This window comes from Pseudomonas sp. Z8(2022), assembly GCF_025837155.1.
Lineage (GTDB): Bacteria > Pseudomonadota > Gammaproteobacteria > Pseudomonadales > Pseudomonadaceae > Aquipseudomonas.
Genome location: NZ_CP107549.1, coordinates 1,541,020 through 1,559,894, shown reverse-complemented (window position 1 = coordinate 1,559,894; position 18,875 = coordinate 1,541,020). Strand labels below are relative to the sequence as shown.

Here is an 18,875-nt window from a genome sequence, read left to right as displayed (position 1 = left end):
GACCCGCCAGATGAATCAGCGTCGGGCCAGCATACCGCCAAGCAGGCCGGTCAGGCAGCCGGTGAGCAGACCGCCGACATGCGCGGCGTTGGCAATTGCACCGAACTGCAGCAGTTCGAAGATGCCGGTCATGCAGATCGCCAGCCACGCCAGCATCATCACCAGAACTCCGGGCGGCAGGCGATAGGCCGCGTTCGGCGCCAGACGCTGGTAGATCCAGCAATGCCCGAGCAGGCCATACAGCACCCCGGACAAGCCACCAAACAGCGAAGGTCCGGCCCACCAGTACTGGGCGAAATTCGACGCAAGACCGAACAGCAGGCTCAGCCCGAGCAACCCGATGGAGCCCTGGCGAAACTCGATGCGCCGCCCCAACTCCCAGTACCACAGGCTGTTCATCGCCAGGTGCAGCCAGCCGAAATGGATCAGCATCGGCGTGATCAGGCGCCACCACTGACCGCTGTCGAGCGTGGCACTCAGATAGGTCAGGTAAATGCGCTCGCCGTCGATACGAAAGTCGACGAAGCTCAGCCAGCGAATGGCGGCAAAATTCTCGCCCGCCAGGGTTACCGCAAACACGATGAAGGTGCTCACCAGCATCAGGGCCGTCACCGGACTGCGCCACAACTGCACCAGGAAACTCTCGCGCGCCGGAGCCTGGGGGCGTGGCAACTGGGTTCCAGCGTCGCCCTGCGGATAACGGGAGTAGAGCTCACGCACCTGTTCAGCGAGTTCCTCACCCGGCACAAAGAGCACCTGCTGCCCGCCCTCTTCCGCCACACGGTGCGGCACACGTAGGCGCTGCAACAGAGCGACGAAACCGCTCAGGTCGGTATCCAGCGGCAAGCGCAACACCACAACTGTCGTCATCGCGGAGCCTCCTGCGGGTCAACGTCGACCCAGACGAACTTGCCCGCGTCCAGGCGCGTTTCCTGATCCAGACGGTAGGCGACCAGACGACCACCGACCACCGCGCTGTAGTCCAGGCAGGCCAGGTTCGCGCGGATCGGCGCCGGTTTGCCGCGCCGCCAGTAGTGACCGACGAACAGCAGCGGCTCATGCGCGCCATACCTGAGCAGTTCGTCCTTCTGCAGTTCGGTCAGCGGGGTCTGCGCCGCCAGCTCCGGCAATGCATCGGGCTGGAAGACGATATCGCCGTAGGTCTGCGGATTCTCTTCCCAGAACTTGGTGCGGAAATAGGAACGGGTGAAGCCGTCGCCGCTGGTCAGGGTCAGGCCGTGCGGCAGACGCATGTCGGTGCCACGCAGCAGACGATCGAGCGCCATGTTGGCGAAGCTTCCCGGCACGGCCGACGCCTGCAGGAAGTGTTCATCTATGCAGCCATCAGGGAACTGCGCCTTGAGCGGCGCGATCAGCTCGGCGTCCCAGCAGGCATGCACGACGCGGAAACGCCCGGCATCAATGAACAGGGGCATTTCGTAGAACCAGCGCAGGAATTCGCGCCACTCCTGCGGATAAGCCTCGAACTGCGTCAAGGTCTCGCGCATAAGACGCTGGTGGCGCGGGCTGTGCTCGCGCACATGCTGACGCCCACTCCCCGGTGGTGCCGGCGTGCTCCAGCCCAGGGCGTTGAATTCGTGGTTGCCCATGATGCACAGCGCCTGGCCGGCACTCACCATGTCATGCACCAGGTGCAGGACTTCACGAATGCCCGGACCGCGGTCGATCAGGTCGCCGAGGAAGATCATCATGCGCGTCGGATGGCGCCAGACACCGCTCTGCCGGCTGTAACCCAGGCGTTCGAGCAAACGTTCGAGGGTGCGCGCACAACCGTGGATATCACCGATCAGGTCATAGCCACGATGGGGGTCGAGGGACATTCAGTCCTGTCCTCCCAGGCGGCTGCCCCAACCGAGCTTGGTACGGCAAACCTCGTAGTAATTGTGATCCAGCGGATGGATCAGCCGCAGCTTCTGCGCCTTCTTGGCCACATGCAGAGTGTCGCCCGGCGCGCAGGTGAAATGGTTCTGCCCGTCGCAGGACACCTGCGGATAGATGGTCATGTCCGGCGACACCACCACCTTCAGCTCGCTGTTGCCGTCGACCACGATCGGCCGGCTGGACAGGGTATGCGGATACATCGGCACCACCACGATGGCATCGAGTTTCGGATGCATGATCGGCCCGCCGGCGGACAACGCATAGGCGGTCGAGCCCGTGGGAGTGGCGACGATCAGGCCGTCGGCCTTCTGACTGCAAACGAACTGGCCGTCGATATACAGCTCGAACTCGATCATCCGCGTCGATTTGCCTGGATGCAGCACCACGTCGTTGAGCGCGTCACCCTGGCCGATGGCTTCGCCCTGGCGGCGTACCTCGGCCTCGAGCAGAAAGCGGTTCTCGGTCAGGTACTGGCCTTCCAGCACCTGGGCTACCTTGAGCTCCAGTTCATCGGGGCGAATGTCGGTAAGAAAGCCCAGGCTGCCACGGTTGATCCCCAGCACCGGAACCTTGTGCCGGGCCAGGGCGCGGGCGGCTCCGAGCATGCTGCCATCACCGCCGACCACGATCACCAGGTCGCAGACCTCACCGAGCATCTTGCGCGAAGACGTCTGCAGGCCGTGCCCGGGCAGCACGTCGGCGATGGTGTCTTCGAGAATCACATGCAGGTGGCGATCGATCAGAAAGCGCTTGAGGCGGCGCACGGTTTCCAGAACCCGCGTGCTCCCCAGGCGCCCGATGATGCCGACATTGCGAAATTGCTCCATGGGACTCCCGCCAGACAGATAAGAACGATGGGGGATTATCGGCCAAAGGCCCGGGCCGCAGCAAACCAGCACCATGACTGCGCTATGCTCGGCTCATGATCGCTCCCGACCTGTTGCACGACCTGTTGCCCAGCCTGCGTACCCCGGCGGTACGCGACCTGTCCTGGGCCCTGCTCTCGCCGCCCCTGCTGGGTGAGACCACGAAAGTCCAGCGTCATCCCCTGCAGGCCAGCCGCTGGGCTGTTCAACCGCAGCGCCTGGCAGACTGGTTCATGCAGCAGGATCGCGACGCCGGCGCCCTGCTCGCCTGGCTGGCGGAAAAACCGGCACGGCGCCTCGGGCTGTACTACGAACGCCTGTGGCAGTTCGCCCTGCACGCTGCGCCGGACGTCGAAGTGGTCGCCGCCAACCTGCCAATCCGCCATAACGGCCATACCCTGGGCGAGCTGGACCTGTTGCTGCGCGACGACGAGGGCGAACACCATCTGGAGCTGGCGGTGAAGTTCTATCTGGGTACCAACAGCTGCGACGCGGCAGACTGGCTAGGGCCCGGCAGCCATGACCGACTCGACCTGAAACTGAGCCATCTGGCGCACCATCAACTGCCCCTGTCGTCCCGGCGCGAGGCCCGTGGGCCGCTGAACGAGCTACAGCTTGGCGAACCCCGCTCCGCCTTCTGGCTCGGCGGCTATCTCTTCTACCCCTGGCCGGACGGCTGCCCGGCGCCCCGCGGAGCCATGCCCGAACACTGCCGGGGCAGCTGGCTGTATCGACGCAACTGGAGCGACTTCACCACAGCAAGAGCCAATGCCCACTGGCAACCGCTGCCAAGACTTTCCTGGCTCGCACCGGCGCGGGTGAGTGCCGATGGAATCTGGCCTGATGAAATGTTTGAGCAATGGCTGAACACGCTGCGCCCAGAGGCTCAGGCACAGCTGCTGGTACGATTGGAAGAAGATCAAGCCGGGGATTGGCGAGAGGCCGAACGAATCTTTCTGGTCAACGATCAGTGGCCGACGCACTCGTAGCCCGGATGCAATCCGGGTCGCACGCGCCTGCAATCCCCGGTTTTCATCCGGGCTACGCTTGCCCCAGAGCCAGCCCTGCTCAACGACTGCGCTCGGTACGCCCACCGGAGCGCGCCAGATAGCCGGCCCCGCTTTCGCAGAGCAAGGCATCGCGCTGCACCGCCGGCAGGCCATCGAGCCCGTCACGCAAGGCGTATACGCCATACCCCAGCTGCGAGAGAAGGAACACCGCGCTGCTGCTGCGCTTGCCACTGTCGCAGTAGCACAGATAGGTGCGCGAACGATCCAGCAGACGCGCCTTCAGGCGCAACAGCTGCAGCGGCATGTGCAGGGCCTGGGGTGCGTGCGCCTTCTCGTACTCTTCCAGCAAGCGGACATCGAGCCACTGCGCGTCTTGCGCCAGCAACCTGGAGGCCTCACCCAGAGACACTTCGGCCACCACGGGAGCCTTGAGCAGGGCGAAGAAATCCTGGCGGTCCAGACGCAGCACGCTGCCGTCCTCGACCATGGTCACCGTGGCGTTGCGTGGCCGGTCGGCAAGCAGGGCTTCTTCACCGAAGCAGGCACCCACTTCCAGCTCCGCCAGCACCTGACGATCACTGTCGGCGCTGCGGATCACCTCGGCACGACCGCTTTCCAGGAAATAACAGCAATCGCCGCTGGCGCCCTCTTCGAGAACCCGACTGCCCGCCGCCAGCTCGATTCTTTGCAGACGCCCCAGCATGTTCTGCACGTTGGCCGGAGGCACCTTGGAGAACAGCGGGTTTTCCAGCAGTCGCTCCAGCCACTCGATATCGGCGCCGCTGTGTTGCAGCGCCAGCAACAGGTCCTGATGCGCCAGGCGCCAGGTCAGCAGGCGGTCCAGCGTGGCACTGTCGATCATCAGCACGCTGACATCGGTCAGGGCACGCGCGTCATGCAGACGTGGCAAACCGGGTGACAAGGGGTGACAGCTGATCTCGCTGCCCGCCTGCACCCTTTGCGTGTTCCCCTCGGCATCCTGCAACTGCAGCTCGCCGGCCAGCAGATAGCAGGTCAGGCGCGCCTGATCGCCCTGACGAAACAGCAACTGCCCGGCCAGCAGAGGCTGCGGCACCAACTGGCTGCGCAACTCGCGCCACTGCTGCTCGGAGAGCGCGTTGAGCGGCGTCAGGCTGCGTAACTGTTCATGGGTAAGGGGTTCGCTCATGAAGATTCCAGGCTCCGCTGGTCAGACCTGAGTGTAGTCGGCGTGCGCGCCCATCAGCGCCCGACGCCCTTGCAGGCCGCCAGTATGAATGAAGATCAGCCGACTGCCGCGTGCAAGTTGACCGCTCTCGCAGAATTCGCGCAACGCCATGAGCGCCTTGCCGGTATACACCGGCTCCAGTGGCAGACCACAAGCCTGCTCGGATTGCAGGATGAACTGGCGCAGCGCTTCGTCGATTCGGGCAAAACCGCCGCGGGCGGCTTCAACCAGTCGATAGTCCCGCCCCGTCTCACCTGCCTCGCCCAACAGCCTCGAAACCTGACTGGCAACACCATGATCAGCCGGCACGGCCAGCGCCCCGAATACAGTGCGGCGCGGCTCGCCCAGTAGCACGCCGGCCAGTGTGGTGCCCGTCCCGGCGGCCAGCCACCAGGCATCGAAATCGTTCCAGCCGATCGTCGCCAGTTGTGCCTCGGCCATCTCAACCAGGATGCTGCAGCCTCGCGCTCCCGGCAGCCCCAAACCACCTTCGCCTACCACCTGATAACGGCTGTAGCGGGCCAGCCAAGGCGTCCAGAAATCTGGCTGATGACGCGCGCGATAACCGCCATAACCCAACCAGTGCAGCTCCATGCCCATGCGCTGCAGATCGTCGATGGTGGGTGTCCGCTGCGCCTCACCGCGCAGCAGGCCAACGGTAGCAAAGCCGAAGCGCTGCCCCGCAGCGGCCAGGGCATGCAGATGATTGGAATGCGCCCCGCCAAGACTGATCACGCCCTGCGCGCCCGTAGCGGCAGCCTGCTCGAGATAGGGTGCGAGCTTGAACCATTTGTTGCCGGATACCAGCAGATCGACGAGATCGAGGCGCAGACAGGCGAGTTCGACGCCGGCAGCGTCGAGCCAGGGAAACTTCAGCGCTTGCAGTGGCGCCTGCGGGCGCCAGTAGGGAATAAGTACCGGCAAGATCAGCTGACGGTGCGCAGACGACTGCTCGCCTTGTGCCGTGCACAGCAGTTCGATTCACCCAGGGTGAAACGGCTGGGCGTGTCGACACGGTCGATGGGAATGGCGCAGCGTTCGCCGCTGGGCAGGGTCGCATCGCAGCTCGGCTGCTGATAGTGCGCCAGCCAGTGACGATACTGTTCTTCGGAAACGAAGCATTTGCCTGCAGCGTACGCCATGGGGTTGTCCTGATAGCGGGCGACGTCCTGCAGCGGAATGGTCAGGTGCCCGGCACCGGGGTGGTATACCACGAACACCACACCGAGTTTGGCCAGGCGCTCCAGCACCTGATCACCGCCCTGGCTGGCGAAGGCATCGCGCTCACGTTTGAGGCGCTCGATCTCTGCCTGCTGCTGAGCGTCCAGCTCGTTGCGATAGGCCAGTTCGACATCGCGTACGGCGATCTGCTCCTTGTACTCCGCCACGGCCGCCGCGACCTTGGCACGCACCTCACTATCGAACTGGGCACGCAGGATATCGCCCTCAGTGCGACCATGATGCTCCAGTGCGCGCAACTGTTGCGTCATCTCTTCACGGCTGTTCTGGAAGCTTTCGGCCTGAGCCGCCAGCTGCGCCTTGAGGCTGGCGTTGAGCTCTTCCTGCTGACGCAGCGCCTGGTGCAGGCCATGAAGCTGCGCCTGCAGATGCTTGCTCTGCTCCTCACTGGCCAGCTTGAACTTGGCCAGCTCTTCCTCGTGCTGCTGGGTCAGACTGGTGATGCGCAGGCGCTGCTGCTGAATCAGTTGCGCAGTCTTGGCGCGATGTTCCTGATCCATCTTCTGCGCCAATTGATCGGCCACTTCCTTGGCCGGATCCGGGGCATACCACTTGTCTTCGGAGGCCACCTGCAAACGTTCGGCAACTACCGTCTGGGCACTGTCGTCCTCGACCAATAGACCGAGCTGATTGCGTTTGACCGCATCACGCAGCAGCACCAGGTCGTTCTGCCCCGGCGCGAGACTGGGATCCCACAGATGCATCTGGTGCCAGGACACCGGACACTGGCTGCGGCAGGCCAGGCGGATCGGCCCCGCGCCTAGATCAGGACCACGACCGGCCCGCTCGCCCAGATGCTGCAACGGAATGTTCCAGCCCTTGTCGGGGCGACCGTCCTCGTCGAAATCCAGCAGGAAGAACACCGCAGCCCTGACCAGCAGACGCGGGTTGATCACCACGAATACCGCGCGCATCTGCTCGTCGGCAAATTCGGGCATGTTCACCACACCGTCGAGCAAGGCCTCGAACTCAGGGAACATCATCTGTTTGCAGATACCGCGTTCACTGAAGAACATCACGGCTTCCACCATCTGCGGCTTGTTCTGCATGCTCATCGAAGGCCCTCTGAACCAACGGGGGATATGCGCGTACGGCACCATCGCCAAAGCCCATCCTGCTTTGACGATTGATGCCGTCCCTAATCGGTCAGGCAAGTCTAGGGGAAAACCCTCCTCCCGCAATGTGACTGGGTTGGCACTGACCCTGCGAGCCAGGCCGGATTGCACGCCGCTCACGCAAAAATGTGACAAGAGCGCAATGTAGCGCACACCCTCAGCCGAATTCCGGGCCGCCAGACATGGTTCATCAGCGGTTTCCCGCCAAAACGCCCACCACAATAAGCGAACTTCCGCCCATACAAGGCACTGATAAAAACCTCATCCGCTCTGGAACAACGCTCCGTCAACCTGGCACGTCATCTGCTCGAGCCTCGACCAGGTCGCGCTCTGCCGCGTGACCGGACTAATAAAAAAGACAAGAGGTCAGTTCCATGGTTTTTCAACGCTCCCCTGCCATCCCTTCCTGCTCGATCCACCTGGCGAATACCTGTTCCCGTTGTTGCGAACCCTCGCGGCACTGACTCGCTGCCCGCCCGAAATACAACAACAACGGAGAACTCCCATGCGCCTAGCCAAGCGTGTTGGCCTGATCGTCGCTGCCGCGATCCTGGCCAGCAGCCCCAATGCTCACGCCAACCCAACCTCGATCAACATCCTCACTGGCGGCACCAGTGGGGTCTATTACCCGCTGGGTCTGAGTCTGTCCGAGCTTTATCGCGAACGCATCGAAGGCTCGACCACCAGCGTGCGCGCCACCAAGGCCTCGGTGGAGAACCTCAACCTGCTGCAGATCGCCCGTGGCCAACTGGCCTTTGCCCTCGGCGACTCGGTGGCCGATGCCTGGAAAGGTGACGAGGAAGCAGGTTTCAGAGCGCCGCGCGATCGCCTGCGCGCCATCGCCGGCATCTACCCGAACTACATTCAGATCGTCGCCAGCCAGGCATCGGGCATCAGGAGCCTGGAAGACCTAAGCGGCAAGCGAATCTCCGTCGGGGCACCCCGCTCGGGTACCGAACTCAATGCCCGGGCAATCTTCAAGGCCGCGGGCCTGAGCTACGAAGACATGGGCCAGGTGGCGTTCAAGCCCTACGCCGAGTCGGTCGAGCTGATCGAGAAAGGCCAGCTCGATGCCACCCTGCAGTCAGCCGGCCTGGGCATGGCGGCAATCCGCGAACTGGCCGAACGCATGCCGATCACCTTCGTGGCCATTCCGGAACAGGTGGTGTCGCGCATCGGCAGCGGCGCCTATCAGTCAGGCATCATCCCTGCCGGCACCTACAAGGGGCAGAGCAGCGATGTAACAACGGCGACCATCACCAACGTACTGGTGAGCCAGACTAGCGTTTCCGACGATGTCGCCTATCAGATGACCAAGCTGCTCTTCGGCAACCTCGATCACCTGGCCCAGGCACACCCGGCCGCCAAGGCCATCCGTCTGGAACAGGCAATCAATGGCCTACCGATCCCTCTGCATCCGGGCGCCGAGCGCTTCTATCGCGAAGTTGGCGTGCTCAAATAGCGCGAACGAGCCCGCTCTTGCAGCGGGCTACCTGATCTCAGCCTTTGGCCGCAGCGAGAAACGGCGCCAGGCGCTGCGCCATTTCCACGCCGAGCGCCTGCAGCCCGCTCATCGGCCGCACCATGACCTCGAACTCGACGATTTTCCCCGCCTCGTCGAAACGGATCATGTCGATCCCCTTCAGCTCGCGCTCGCCGACCCGCGCAGAGAACTCCAGCACCACATTGAGACCATCGGCCGAGGCCAATTCCCGATGATAGGCGAAGTCCTCGAACACCTTGAGTACGGTATTGAGAATCAGGTTGACCGCCTGCGCGCCCGGATAGGGCTTGTGCGCCATGGGTGAACGAAACACTGCGTGCGGGTGCAGCAGTTCGGGCAAGGCGCTCAGATCCCTGGCGGCGACGAACTGATGCCAGCGCTGCAGGGTGGCAGCCGCCTGCGACTGCAGGTGAAGATCGGTGGACATGGGGTTTCTCCTTGTTATTGTCAGCCACATGCAAAACGCCCCGCACGAGGCGGGGCGTTTTCGTCACAGCTCGGCGGCGAGGCGCGAACCCTGGTTGATGGCGCGCTTGGCATCCAGTTCGGCAGCAACATCGGCACCACCGATCAGGTGTACGCGTTGACCGGCACTCTCCAGCCCTTGCTGCAACTCACGCAGCGGATCCTGGCCGGCGCATACGATCACGGTGTCGACTGGCAGCACCTGCGGCTGGCCATCGGCAACGCGGATATGCAGTCCGGCATCATCGATCTTGAGATACTCCACCGAGTTGAGCATCTGTACCTTCTTGTTCTTCAGGCTGGTGCGGTGAATCCAGCCGGTGGTCTTGCCCAGGCCGTCGCCAACCTTGCTCTTCTTGCGCTGCAGCAGAAACACCTCGCGCGCCGCCGGGTGCGGTTGCGGCTGCACACCAGCCACGCCGCCACGGGCTTCCAGCGCAGTGTCGATGCCCCACTCCTTCCAGAACGCATCACGGTCGAGACTGGTAGCCTTGCCCTGGTGAGTGATGTACTCGGAAACGTCGAAGCCGATACCCCCGGCGCCGATCACCGCCACCTTCTGACCGACCGGCTTGCGCTCGAGAATGGCGTCCAGATAGCCGATCGCCTTGGGATGGTCGATACCCGGGATCTCCGGCGTGCGCGGCACGATACCGGTGGCCAGGATGATCTCGTCGAAACCGCCCTTGACCAGCTCGTCAGCCGATACACGACTGTTCAGGCGCACGTCGACGCCGGTGGTTTCCAGCTTGCGCTTGAAGTAGCGCAGGGTCTCGAAGAACTCTTCCTTGCCTGGCACACGCTTGGCCACGTTGAACTGGCCGCCGATCTCGCCGGCCGCGTCGAACAGGGTCACGCTGTGGCCGCGCTCGGCGGCGACGGTAGCGGCAGCCAGCCCGGCCGGGCCGGCACCGACCACGGCGATCTTTTTCACCGCAGTGGTGGGGATGTAGTTCAGCTCGGTCTCGTAGCAGGCGCGCGGGTTGACCAGGCAGGTGGTCAGCTTGCCGCCGAAGGTGTGATCCAGGCAGGCCTGGTTGCAGCCGATGCAGGTATTGATCTCGTCGGCGCGACCTGCGGCAGCCTTGTTGACGAAGTCCGGGTCGGCGAGGAACGGGCGGGCCATCGACACCATGTCGGCGTCACCTTCGGCCAGAACCTGCTCCGCCACCTCCGGGGTATTGATGCGGTTGGTGGTACACAGCGGAATGCTCACTTCGCCCTTGAGCTTGGCGGTGACCTTGGTGAAGGCCGCACGCGGCACCTTGGTGGCGATGGTCGGGATACGCGCCTCGTGCCAGCCGATACCGGTGTTGATGATGGTGGCGCCGGCCTTCTCGATGGCCTTGGCCAGCGTCACGATCTCGTCCCAGGTGCTGCCGCCTTCGATCAGGTCGAGCATCGACAGGCGATAGATGATGATGAAGTTCGGCCCGACTGCCTCACGCACGCGGCGGACGATCTCCACCGGCAGACGCATGCGGTTATCAAAGCTGCCGCCCCAGCGGTCGGTGCGGTGGTTGGTGTGGGCGACCAGGAACTGGTTGATGAAGTAGCCTTCCGAACCCATCACCTCGACCCCGTCGTAACCGGCCTGCTGCGCCAGCGCGGCGCAGTTGGCGAAGTCGGCGATCTGCTTCTCGATGCCTTCCTCGTCCAGTTCACGCGGCTTGAACGGGTTGATCGGCGCCTGGATGGCGCTCGGCGCCACCGACTTCGGGCTGTAGGCATAACGCCCGGCATGCAGGATCTGCATGCAGATCTTGCCACCGGCCTCGTGTACCGCCTGGGTGACGATCTTGTGCTTCTCGGCCTCTTCCTGCGTGCTCAGCTTGGCTGCGCCGGCATACACGCCACCCTCCTCGTTCGGGCCGATGCCGCCGGTGACCATCAGTCCGACGCCGCCGCGGGCGCGCTCGGCAAAATAGGCCGCCATACGCTCGAAACCGCCCGGTTTCTCTTCCAGGCCAGTGTGCATGGAGCCCATCAGCGTGCGGTTCTTCAGCGTGGTGAAGCCGAGGTCGAGCGGGGCCAGCATGTGCGGGTAGCGAGCAGTCATGGAAATCTCCACATCACGGTGCAGTTCACGGAGTGCCGCGGCTTCATGGTCCCGCGGTCGTTTATGGAGCCAGACGATAAAGAGGCTGCCGGCCATGCTCAATGAGCAAAACTAACAAGATAATGATCAAAAAGAGCAATACACCTTGGCAGCACGTCACGACCAACCTAACCTGCATCGCAACGAAGCCAGATGCCCACATCAATGCGCCTACTGATCACCCTTCTGTTCCCACCAATGTTGTCAGCCGGCCCCGCCAGCAGCGAACACGGCGGACAACGGATCAACCGCCAGCGATGAAAACCTCACGTGTTCGCCTCGGCGACCTCTCCGTCGGTTTCACCCAGGCGCTGGCCGATGCACTGCGCGAGCAGGGTCAGCCTCCCGAGCCACTGCTCGAACAGTTCGGTCTGGATGCCGCTCGCCTCAGCGAACCGCGCGCACGCCTGTCGATTCCGCGCTTCATGCGCCTTGGCCACAGCGCCATCGCCCTGTGCAGCAACCCGGCACTGGGCCTGGACATGGGCCGCCACAGTCGCCTGAGCCAGGTCGGCCTGGCCGGCATCTGCGCCGCACAGGCGCCCGATCTGCGTGAAGCGGCGCGCACGCTGACGCGCTTCGAGGCGCTTTACGCCGCCAACTACCGGGGGCGTTCGGGCTTCAGCGAAGACACCCGCGGTGCCTGGCTGCATTTCTATTCCATCAGCCCGTACAACGCCTACAACCGCTTCGTGGTGGATTCGGTACTGGCCGGCTGGCAGACCAACCTGGGCCAGGTGGTCGGCCATCCCGTCACACCGGAAAAGGTCGAGATCGAATTTCCCGCGCCGGACTATGGCGAGCGCTACGAGATGCAGTTCGGCAGCCCGGTGGAGTTCGCCGCCGGCGCCAACCGCCTGCGCCTGAGCAATGACACCCTGGCACTGCGCAATCCGCAGCACTGCCCGGGCACCTGGCGACATCTCGTGGAGTTGTGTGAACGGGAACTGGATCAGCTGACCCGTACGCGCAGCCTGCGCGAACGGGTGATCCAGCTACTCGGCCCATTGCTGCATGGGCACGAGCCGGACCTGGACGAAGTCGCCCGCAGCCTGCACCTGCCGAGCTGGACCCTGCGGCGCAAGCTGGCCGAGGAAGGCACGCAATTTCGCGCCATCCTCAACGAAACTCGGCGCGACCTGGCCACGGCCTATATTCGTGACACCGAGCTGGCCTTCGGTGAAATCGCCTACCTGCTCGGCTTCGCCTCGGCCGAGGCGTTCCAGCGCGCCTTCAAACGCTGGCTGGGGCAGACGCCGGGCGACTATCGTCGCGCCCAGCGCAGGGCCAGCGGTGAAGCTCAGAGCTCGGTGGCGTCATCCTCGACAACACCGTCAGACGCGTCCTGAGCGACCGCATCCGCTTGAGCAACGCCTGCTGATGATCCTCCATCGGCGGCTCTCCCCGGTCATGTCAACTGATCGACAGCAGGCTGCATTGCGCACTTGAAGAAAAGATGGCGAGAAGCCGCAAGCGATTGCCCGGAGCCAAGGCAATAAAAAACCCGTCGATCTTGCGATCGACGGGTTTCGTATATGGCGCAGCGGACGGGACTCGAACCCGCGACCCCCGGCGTGACAGGCCGGTATTCTAACCGACTGAACTACCGCTGCGTGTCGGCTGGACTTGCGTCCAAAGGAACTCTGTAACGTCTGATGACACCCTTGCGGGTTTGCCATCTCAAACCGACTAAACGTCGATCTGGGAAATAATGGCGCAGCGGACGGGACTCGAACCCGCGACCCCCGGCGTGACAGGCCGGTATTCTAACCGACTGAACTACCGCTGCGCGTCGGCCGGACTTGCGTCCGAATTCGCTATGGTGGGTGGTGACGGGATCGAACCGCCGACCCTCTGCTTGTAAGGCAGATGCTCTCCCGGCTGAGCTAACCACCCATGTGCCTTAGCGAGGCGCGCACTTTATGCAGGTGGCGAAGCTAAGTCAACACCCTGCTTGAATTTTTTCTGAAAAAAGCACGCTGCACTTCAGTCCATCTCGCCGCACAGTTCAGCCGCTCTCAACAACGCCGCCGTCAGGCTGTGGCGTTCCCAGTCGGCCAGCTGGGCAAAACGCCGGTTGAACTCCGGCGGCATCAGCGATGGCGCCTGCTGGATCAGCTCGCGGCCGGCATCGCTGATCAGCAGCCACTGCCGTCGTCGATCCTGATCATCGCGCTGGCGCTGCAGGAAACCGCGTTCTTCCAGACGGTCGAGCAGGCCGGAAAGCGTCGCCGCCGTCAGGCTGACGCGACTGCTGAGCACACTGGCGGTCATGCGCGTCTCGCTGGCCAGGACCTGCAGAACCATCAGTTGCATGGGGGTCAGCCCACCAAAGCGGGCCAGACGCTTGGCATGTACTTCCCCTGCCTGCTGCAGGCGCCGCAGCGCCTGGAATAGTGGCATTTCAAAGGCCATGACAGATGACAAACCTATTTCAGCAGGAACTTTTTTAACACTCATAAACACCAATCCTTAACCACCAATACTTTGACATGAAAGCATTTTCTTGTTTTGGTGTAAAAGGCTCGGCCACGAGCCACTCCCCAACGGCAACACCGGTAAGGAACTATGTGCGGAATAGCTGGAGAACTACGTTTTGATCGACGCCCCGCGGACCTGGCGGCAGTCGAGCGCATCACTCATCACCTGGCCCCTCGCGGCCCCGACGCCCATGGCTTTCATAGTCAGGGCCCCATCGCCCTGGGCCATCGCCGCCTGAAGATCATGGATCTGGCCGAGGCTTCGGGCCAGCCGATGATCGACAGCGATCTCGGCCTCTCGATGGTGTTCAACGGCGCCATCTACAACTACCCCGAACTGCGCAGCGAACTGGAAGCACTGGGTTACCGCTTCTTCTCCGGTGGTGACACCGAGGTACTGCTCAAGGGCTATCACGCCTGGGGTGAAGCCCTGCTGCCCAAGCTCAACGGCATGTTCGCCTTCGCGATCTGGGAGCGCGACAAACAGAGCCTGTTCATCGCCCGCGACCGTCTCGGCGTCAAACCGCTGTACCTGTCGCGTACCGGCGAACGCCTGCGCTTCGCCTCGTCGCTGCCGGCCCTGCTGAAGGGCGGCGATATCGCCGGGACACTCGACCCGATCGCGCTCAACCACTACCTGAACTTCCATGCCGTGGTACCGGCGCCACGCACCATCCTGGCAGGCGTGGAAAAACTGCCACCGGCCACCTGGATGCGCATCGACGCCGACGGCAAGGTCGAGCAGAAGACCTGGTGGACGCTGCAGTTCGGCCCGCAAGGTGACGAGGCCAGCTACGGCCTTGAAGAATGGCGCGATCAGACGCTGGAAACCATGCGCGAGGCCGTGGCCATTCGCCAGCGCGCCGCCGTCGACGTCGGCGTGCTGCTCTCCGGCGGCGTCGATTCGAGCATGCTGGTCGGTCTGCTGCGCGAAGCGGGTGTGGAGAACCTGCTGACCTTCTCCATCGGATTTCAGGACGCCGGCGGCGAACGTGGTGATGAGTTCCAGTATTCGGACCTGATCGCCCAGCGCTTCGCCACCCGCCACCATCAGCTGCGCATCGGCGAGCACGAGATTCTCGAGCAGTTGCCGCAAGCCTTCCGCGCCATGAGCGAGCCGATGGTCAGCCATGACTGCATCGCCTTCTACCTGCTCTCGCGGGAAGTGGCCAGGCACTGCAAGGTGGTGCAGAGCGGCCAGGGCGCCGACGAACTGTTCGCCGGCTACCACTGGTACCCGCAGGTCGACGGCGCCAAGGATGCCTTCGCCGCCTACCGCGCGGCCTTCTTCGACCGCGAGCACGACGAATACGCAGCCTGCGTGCAACCGGCCTGGCTGACCGACGACATGGCCGGCGAGTTCGTTCGCGAGCATTTCGCCATGCCGGGGGCAGATGCGGCGGTGGACAAGGCGCTGCGCCTGGACAGCACGGTGATGCTGGTCGATGACCCGGTCAAGCGCGTGGACAACATGACCATGGCCTGGGGCCTGGAGGCACGCACACCGTTCCTCGACTACCGCGTGGCCGAGCTTTCCGCGCGCATTCCAGCTCAGTTCAAGTTGCCCGAAGGCGGCAAGTACGTGCTCAAGGAAGCCGCGCGCAAAGTCATTCCCAGCGAGGTGATCGACCGGCCCAAGGGCTACTTCCCGGTTCCCGGTCTCAAGCACCTGGAGGGCGCCACCCTTGGCTGGGTGCGCGACCTGCTGCTCGATCCGAGCCAGGATCGCGGCCTGTTCAACCCGAACATGCTCGACCAGCTGCTGACCAACCCGCAGAGCCAGCTCACACCGCTACGCGGTTCCAAGCTGTGGCAACTGGCGGCGCTCAACCTGTGGCTGAGCGAACAGGGTCTGTAACAGAGAAGGAGCGGCCATTTGGCCGCTCCTGCGGGATCAATGGTCGTAGCCCGGCAAGACCGGGATTTGTCGCGACTCAATGACGATCCGGCTCAGACCGGACGTAATGAACACGGACAGGGACTATTCCATGCGCTCCACTGCCTTCAACCAACGCCTGCTGCGCGGCCAGACGCCCTCCTACGAGCGCCTGCAAGCGCGCCTGGCTGAAGATCACGCCAGCCAGCCAAGTCAGCCGCAGGCCATCCATTGCGGCTGGGGCCGCCTGCTGATCGGCCACACCTACCCGGACCCCACCGTGCTGGCCGAAGCGCTGCTCAACGAGCAACCCGGCGAGCGTGATATCGCCCTGTATGTCGCCGCACCACATCAGGTGCTCGCTCACGCACCGCAACAGCTGTTTCTCGACCCGTCCGACACGCTGCGTCTGTGGTTCACCGACTACCGTCCGGCGCGCCGCAGTTTCCGTGGCTTTCGCATTCGTAGGGCGCAGAACGAAGCGGACTGGCAGGCGATCAACTGCCTGTACCAGACCCGCAACATGCTGCCCATCGACCCGGCCAAGCTCACACCCTACAGCGAAGGCGGCCCGACCTACTGGCTGGCCGAGGACGAAGACAGCGGCGCGGTGATCGGCAGCGTCATGGGGCTCAATCACCAGCGTGCCTTCCATGATCCGGAAAACGGCAGCAGCCTGTGGTGTCTGGCGGTAGCCCCTCACTGCAGCCGCCCCGGGGTCGGCGAAGTGCTGGTACGTCACCTGATCGAGCACGGCATGAGCCGTGGCCTGAGCTACCTCGACCTGTCGGTGCTGCACGACAACAAGCAGGCCAAGAAGCTCTACGCCAAGCTGGGTTTCCGCGAGCTGCAGACCTTCAGCCTCAAGCGCAAGAACGGCATCAACCAGCCACTGTTTCTCGGCCCCGGCCCCCAGGCCGAACTCAACCCTTACGCGCGCATCATCGTCGACGAGGCCCTGCGCCGCGGCATCGAGGTGCAGGTGGATGACGCCGAGGCCGGACTGTTCACCCTCAGCCATGGCGGCCGGCGCATTCGGTGCCGGGAGTCGCTGTGCGACCTCACCAGCGCCGTGAGCATGACCCTGTGCCAGGACAAGCGCCTGACCCATCGCACCCTGTCGCGCGCCGGTCTCAGCGTGCCGGCCCAGCGCCTGGCGGGCAGCGCCGAAGACAATGCCACCTTCCTCGCCGAGCACGGGTCGGTAGTGGTCAAGCCGGTGGATGGCGAGCAGGGCCAGGGTGTGGCGGTCGACTTGCGTACGACAGTTGAAGTGCAGGAAGCCATCGAACGCGCCCGCGTATTCGATCAGCGCGTGCTGCTGGAGAGCTATCACGAAGGCGATGATCTGCGCATCCTGGTGATCGGCTACGAGGTAGTGGCCGCAGCGATCCGTCGACCGGCCGAGATCATCGGCGATGGTCTCCACAGCATCGGCAAACTGATCGACGCTCAGAGCCGCCGTCGTCAGGCCGCCACCGGTGGCGAGAGCCGTATCCCGAAGGACGCCGAAACCCTGCGCACGCTGCACGGTGCCGGCCTCGACTACGACAGCGTGCTGCCGGCCGGCCAGCGTCTGGCCGTGCGCAAGACAGCCAACCTGCATACCGGCGGCACCCTGGAAGACGTCACCGCGATTCTCCACCCGGTACTGCGCGACGCGGCGATCAAGGCCGCCCGCGCCCTGGAAATCCCGGTTGTCGGCCTCGACCTGCTGGTACCTGCAGCCGATCAACCCGATTACGTGTTCATCGAGGCCAACGAGCGGGCCGGCCTGGCCAACCACGAACCGCAGCCGACTGCCGAGCGCTTCGTCGATCTGCTGTTCCCGCTCAGCCAGGCAACCAGCTGAACACCCTCCCCGGCCCTCTCCCGCACCCGGGAGAGGGGCAATACAAACGCGAGGAGCTTGCATGCAACAACTACCCGAACCCGATCTGGATTACCTGCAGAAGGTCCTGCTGGAGATGCTCGCCATCCCCAGCCCTACCGGTTTCACCGACACCATCGTGCGCTACGTCGCCGAACGCCTCGAAGAGCTGGAAATCCCCTTCGAACTGACCCGCCGCGGCACCATCCGCGCCACGTTGCGCGGGCGCCAGAGCGAGTACGAACGCTTTGACCGCGCGGTTTCCGCGCATCTCGACACCATTGGTGCCATCGTCCGCGAGATCAAGGACAACGGCCGCCTGGGCCTGGCACCGGTCGGTTGCTGGTCGAGCCGCTTCGCCGAGGGCAGTCGTGTCAGCCTGTTCACCGACAACGGCGTTATCCGTGGCAGCGTACTGCCGCTGATGGCTTCGGGACACGCCTTCAACACCGCCGTCGACACTCTGCCGATCAGCTGGGACCACGTCGAGCTGCGCCTGGATGCCTACTGCGCCACCCGCGCCGATTGCGACTCGCTGGGAATCTCGGTGGGCGATTTCGTCGCTTTCGACCCACTGCCCGAATTTTCCGAAAGCGGCCATATCAGCGCCCGCCACCTGGACGACAAGGCCGGCGTCGCGGCGCTGCTGACCTCGCTCAAGGCGATTCGCGACCATGGACTGCAACCGATGATCGATTGTCATCCCTTGTTCACCATTACCGAGGAAGTCGGCTCGGGTGCCGCAGCCGCCCTGCCCTGGGACGTCAGCGAGTTCGTCGGCATCGACATCGCCCCGGTCGCCCAAGGCCAGCAATCCAGCGAACATGCGGTCAGCGTGGCCATGCAGGACTCCGGTGGCCCGTACGACTATCACCTGTCACGCCAGCTGCTGCGCCTGGCCGCCGAACAGGATGTGCCGGTGCGCCGCGACCTGTTTCGCTACTACCACAGCGATGCGCAGTCGGCGGTGACCGCCGGCCATGACATCCGCACCGCCCTCCTGGCCTTCGGCTGCGACGCCACCCACGGCTACGAGCGCACCCATATCGACAGCCTCAAGGCTCTCAGCAGCCTGCTCACCGCCTACATGATGAGCCCGCCGGTATTCGCCAGCGATGCCCAGCCGGCGCAGGGTTCGCTGGAACGTTTCAGCCATCAGCTGGAGCATGACGCGCAGATGGAAAGTGATACCCGCGTCCCACCCGTGGACAGCCTGGTTGGGCAACACGACCGAGACGCTTGA

General features: G+C 63.9%; 15 protein-coding genes and 3 tRNA genes. 6 read left to right on the top strand and 12 right to left on the bottom strand.

The genetic code is table 11. The features are described 5' to 3' along the window. Positions 1-15: 15 nt before the first annotated feature. The 3 genes from OEG79_RS07450 to OEG79_RS07440 are packed head-to-tail and all read right to left on the bottom strand — an operon-like array spanning position 16 to position 2,729. Entirely contained in the window at positions 16-870 is an 855-nt protein-coding gene (locus OEG79_RS07450) for a rhomboid family intramembrane serine protease (RefSeq protein ID WP_264148143.1), read from the bottom strand. Next, on the bottom strand, positions 867-1,841 hold the full coding sequence (locus tag OEG79_RS07445; RefSeq protein ID WP_264148142.1) for a metallophosphoesterase: 975 nt from the start codon (positions 1,839-1,841) through the stop codon (positions 867-869). Before OEG79_RS07445 ends, OEG79_RS07450 begins: the two co-directional genes overlap by 4 nt. After that, positions 1,842-2,729, bottom strand: coding sequence for an NAD(+) kinase (locus OEG79_RS07440; RefSeq protein WP_013716320.1), 888 nt, complete (start codon positions 2,727-2,729; stop codon positions 1,842-1,844). 95 nt (positions 2,730-2,824) lie between these two features. Between OEG79_RS07440 and OEG79_RS07435 the strand changes: the two genes are divergently transcribed. Next, the gene (locus OEG79_RS07435) at positions 2,825-3,757 is read left to right on the top strand and encodes a DUF1853 family protein (protein WP_264148141.1); all 933 of its coding nucleotides are present in this window, start codon (positions 2,825-2,827) and stop codon (positions 3,755-3,757) included. 79 nt (positions 3,758-3,836) lie between these two features. On the opposite strand, the gene OEG79_RS07430 is transcribed toward OEG79_RS07435, so the two are convergent. From OEG79_RS07430 to OEG79_RS07420, 3 genes are read right to left on the bottom strand one after another with little or no spacing between them, the layout of a single operon-like run. Next, complete coding sequence (locus OEG79_RS07430) at positions 3,837-4,946, bottom strand: cyclic nucleotide-binding domain-containing protein (RefSeq protein WP_264148140.1); 1,110 nt, start codon at positions 4,944-4,946, stop codon at positions 3,837-3,839. Positions 4,947-4,967: 21 nt separating this feature from the next. Next, positions 4,968-5,909: a 1-aminocyclopropane-1-carboxylate deaminase/D-cysteine desulfhydrase gene (locus OEG79_RS07425; RefSeq protein ID WP_264148139.1), complete on the bottom strand. Its 942-nt coding sequence runs from the start codon at positions 5,907-5,909 to the stop codon at positions 4,968-4,970. A gap of 2 nt (positions 5,910-5,911) precedes the next feature. Further along, entirely contained in the window at positions 5,912-7,279 is a 1,368-nt protein-coding gene (locus OEG79_RS07420; RefSeq protein WP_264148138.1) for a chromosome partitioning protein ParA, read from the bottom strand. A gap of 565 nt (positions 7,280-7,844) precedes the next feature. Here OEG79_RS07420 and OEG79_RS07415 point away from each other — a divergent pair. Continuing rightward, positions 7,845-8,801, top strand: a complete 957-nt coding sequence (locus tag OEG79_RS07415; RefSeq protein WP_264148137.1) for a TAXI family TRAP transporter solute-binding subunit — start codon at positions 7,845-7,847, stop codon at positions 8,799-8,801. A gap of 37 nt (positions 8,802-8,838) precedes the next feature. On the opposite strand, the gene OEG79_RS07410 is transcribed toward OEG79_RS07415, so the two are convergent. Both OEG79_RS07410 and OEG79_RS07405 read right to left on the bottom strand, forming a co-directional pair. After that, positions 8,839-9,270: a nuclear transport factor 2 family protein gene (locus OEG79_RS07410; protein WP_264148136.1), complete on the bottom strand. Its 432-nt coding sequence runs from the start codon at positions 9,268-9,270 to the stop codon at positions 8,839-8,841. Between the two features lie 63 nt (positions 9,271-9,333). Further along, positions 9,334-11,367, bottom strand: coding sequence for an NADPH-dependent 2,4-dienoyl-CoA reductase (locus OEG79_RS07405; RefSeq protein ID WP_264148135.1), 2,034 nt, complete (start codon positions 11,365-11,367; stop codon positions 9,334-9,336). Between the two features lie 296 nt (positions 11,368-11,663). Here OEG79_RS07405 and OEG79_RS07400 point away from each other — a divergent pair, with 296 nt between their 5' ends. Beyond that, on the top strand, positions 11,664-12,755 hold the full coding sequence (locus tag OEG79_RS07400) for an AraC family transcriptional regulator (protein WP_264148134.1): 1,092 nt from the start codon (positions 11,664-11,666) through the stop codon (positions 12,753-12,755). Positions 12,756-12,942: 187 nt separating this feature from the next. Here OEG79_RS07400 and OEG79_RS07395 read toward each other — a convergent pair. The 4 genes from OEG79_RS07395 to OEG79_RS07380 all read right to left on the bottom strand — a co-directional run bounded on the left by OEG79_RS07395 (position 12,943) and on the right by OEG79_RS07380 (position 13,866). After that, a tRNA-Asp gene (locus OEG79_RS07395) sits at positions 12,943-13,019 on the bottom strand. Positions 13,020-13,118: 99 nt separating this feature from the next. Continuing rightward, positions 13,119-13,195 (bottom strand) — tRNA-Asp (locus OEG79_RS07390). Between the two features lie 31 nt (positions 13,196-13,226). Next, positions 13,227-13,302: transfer RNA gene (locus OEG79_RS07385), tRNA-Val, on the bottom strand. A 90-nt stretch (positions 13,303-13,392) separates the two neighbouring features. Further along, complete coding sequence (locus OEG79_RS07380; RefSeq protein WP_264148133.1) at positions 13,393-13,866, bottom strand: MarR family winged helix-turn-helix transcriptional regulator; 474 nt, start codon at positions 13,864-13,866, stop codon at positions 13,393-13,395. A 108-nt stretch (positions 13,867-13,974) separates the two neighbouring features. On the opposite strand from OEG79_RS07380, the gene OEG79_RS07375 reads away from it, so the two are divergent. The 3 genes from OEG79_RS07375 to OEG79_RS07365 all read left to right on the top strand — a co-directional run bounded on the left by OEG79_RS07375 (position 13,975) and on the right by OEG79_RS07365 (position 18,875). Then, positions 13,975-15,744 (top strand): N-acetylglutaminylglutamine amidotransferase, encoded by a 1,770-nt coding sequence (locus OEG79_RS07375; RefSeq protein ID WP_264148132.1) that lies wholly within the window; start codon positions 13,975-13,977, stop codon positions 15,742-15,744. Between the two features lie 130 nt (positions 15,745-15,874). Continuing rightward, a complete protein-coding gene (gene ngg / locus OEG79_RS07370) occupies positions 15,875-17,614 on the top strand; it encodes an N-acetylglutaminylglutamine synthetase (protein WP_264148131.1) in 1,740 nt (579 codons plus the stop codon). Positions 17,615-17,675: 61 nt separating this feature from the next. Then, positions 17,676-18,875, top strand: a complete 1,200-nt coding sequence (locus OEG79_RS07365) for an osmoprotectant NAGGN system M42 family peptidase (RefSeq protein WP_264148130.1) — start codon at positions 17,676-17,678, stop codon at positions 18,873-18,875.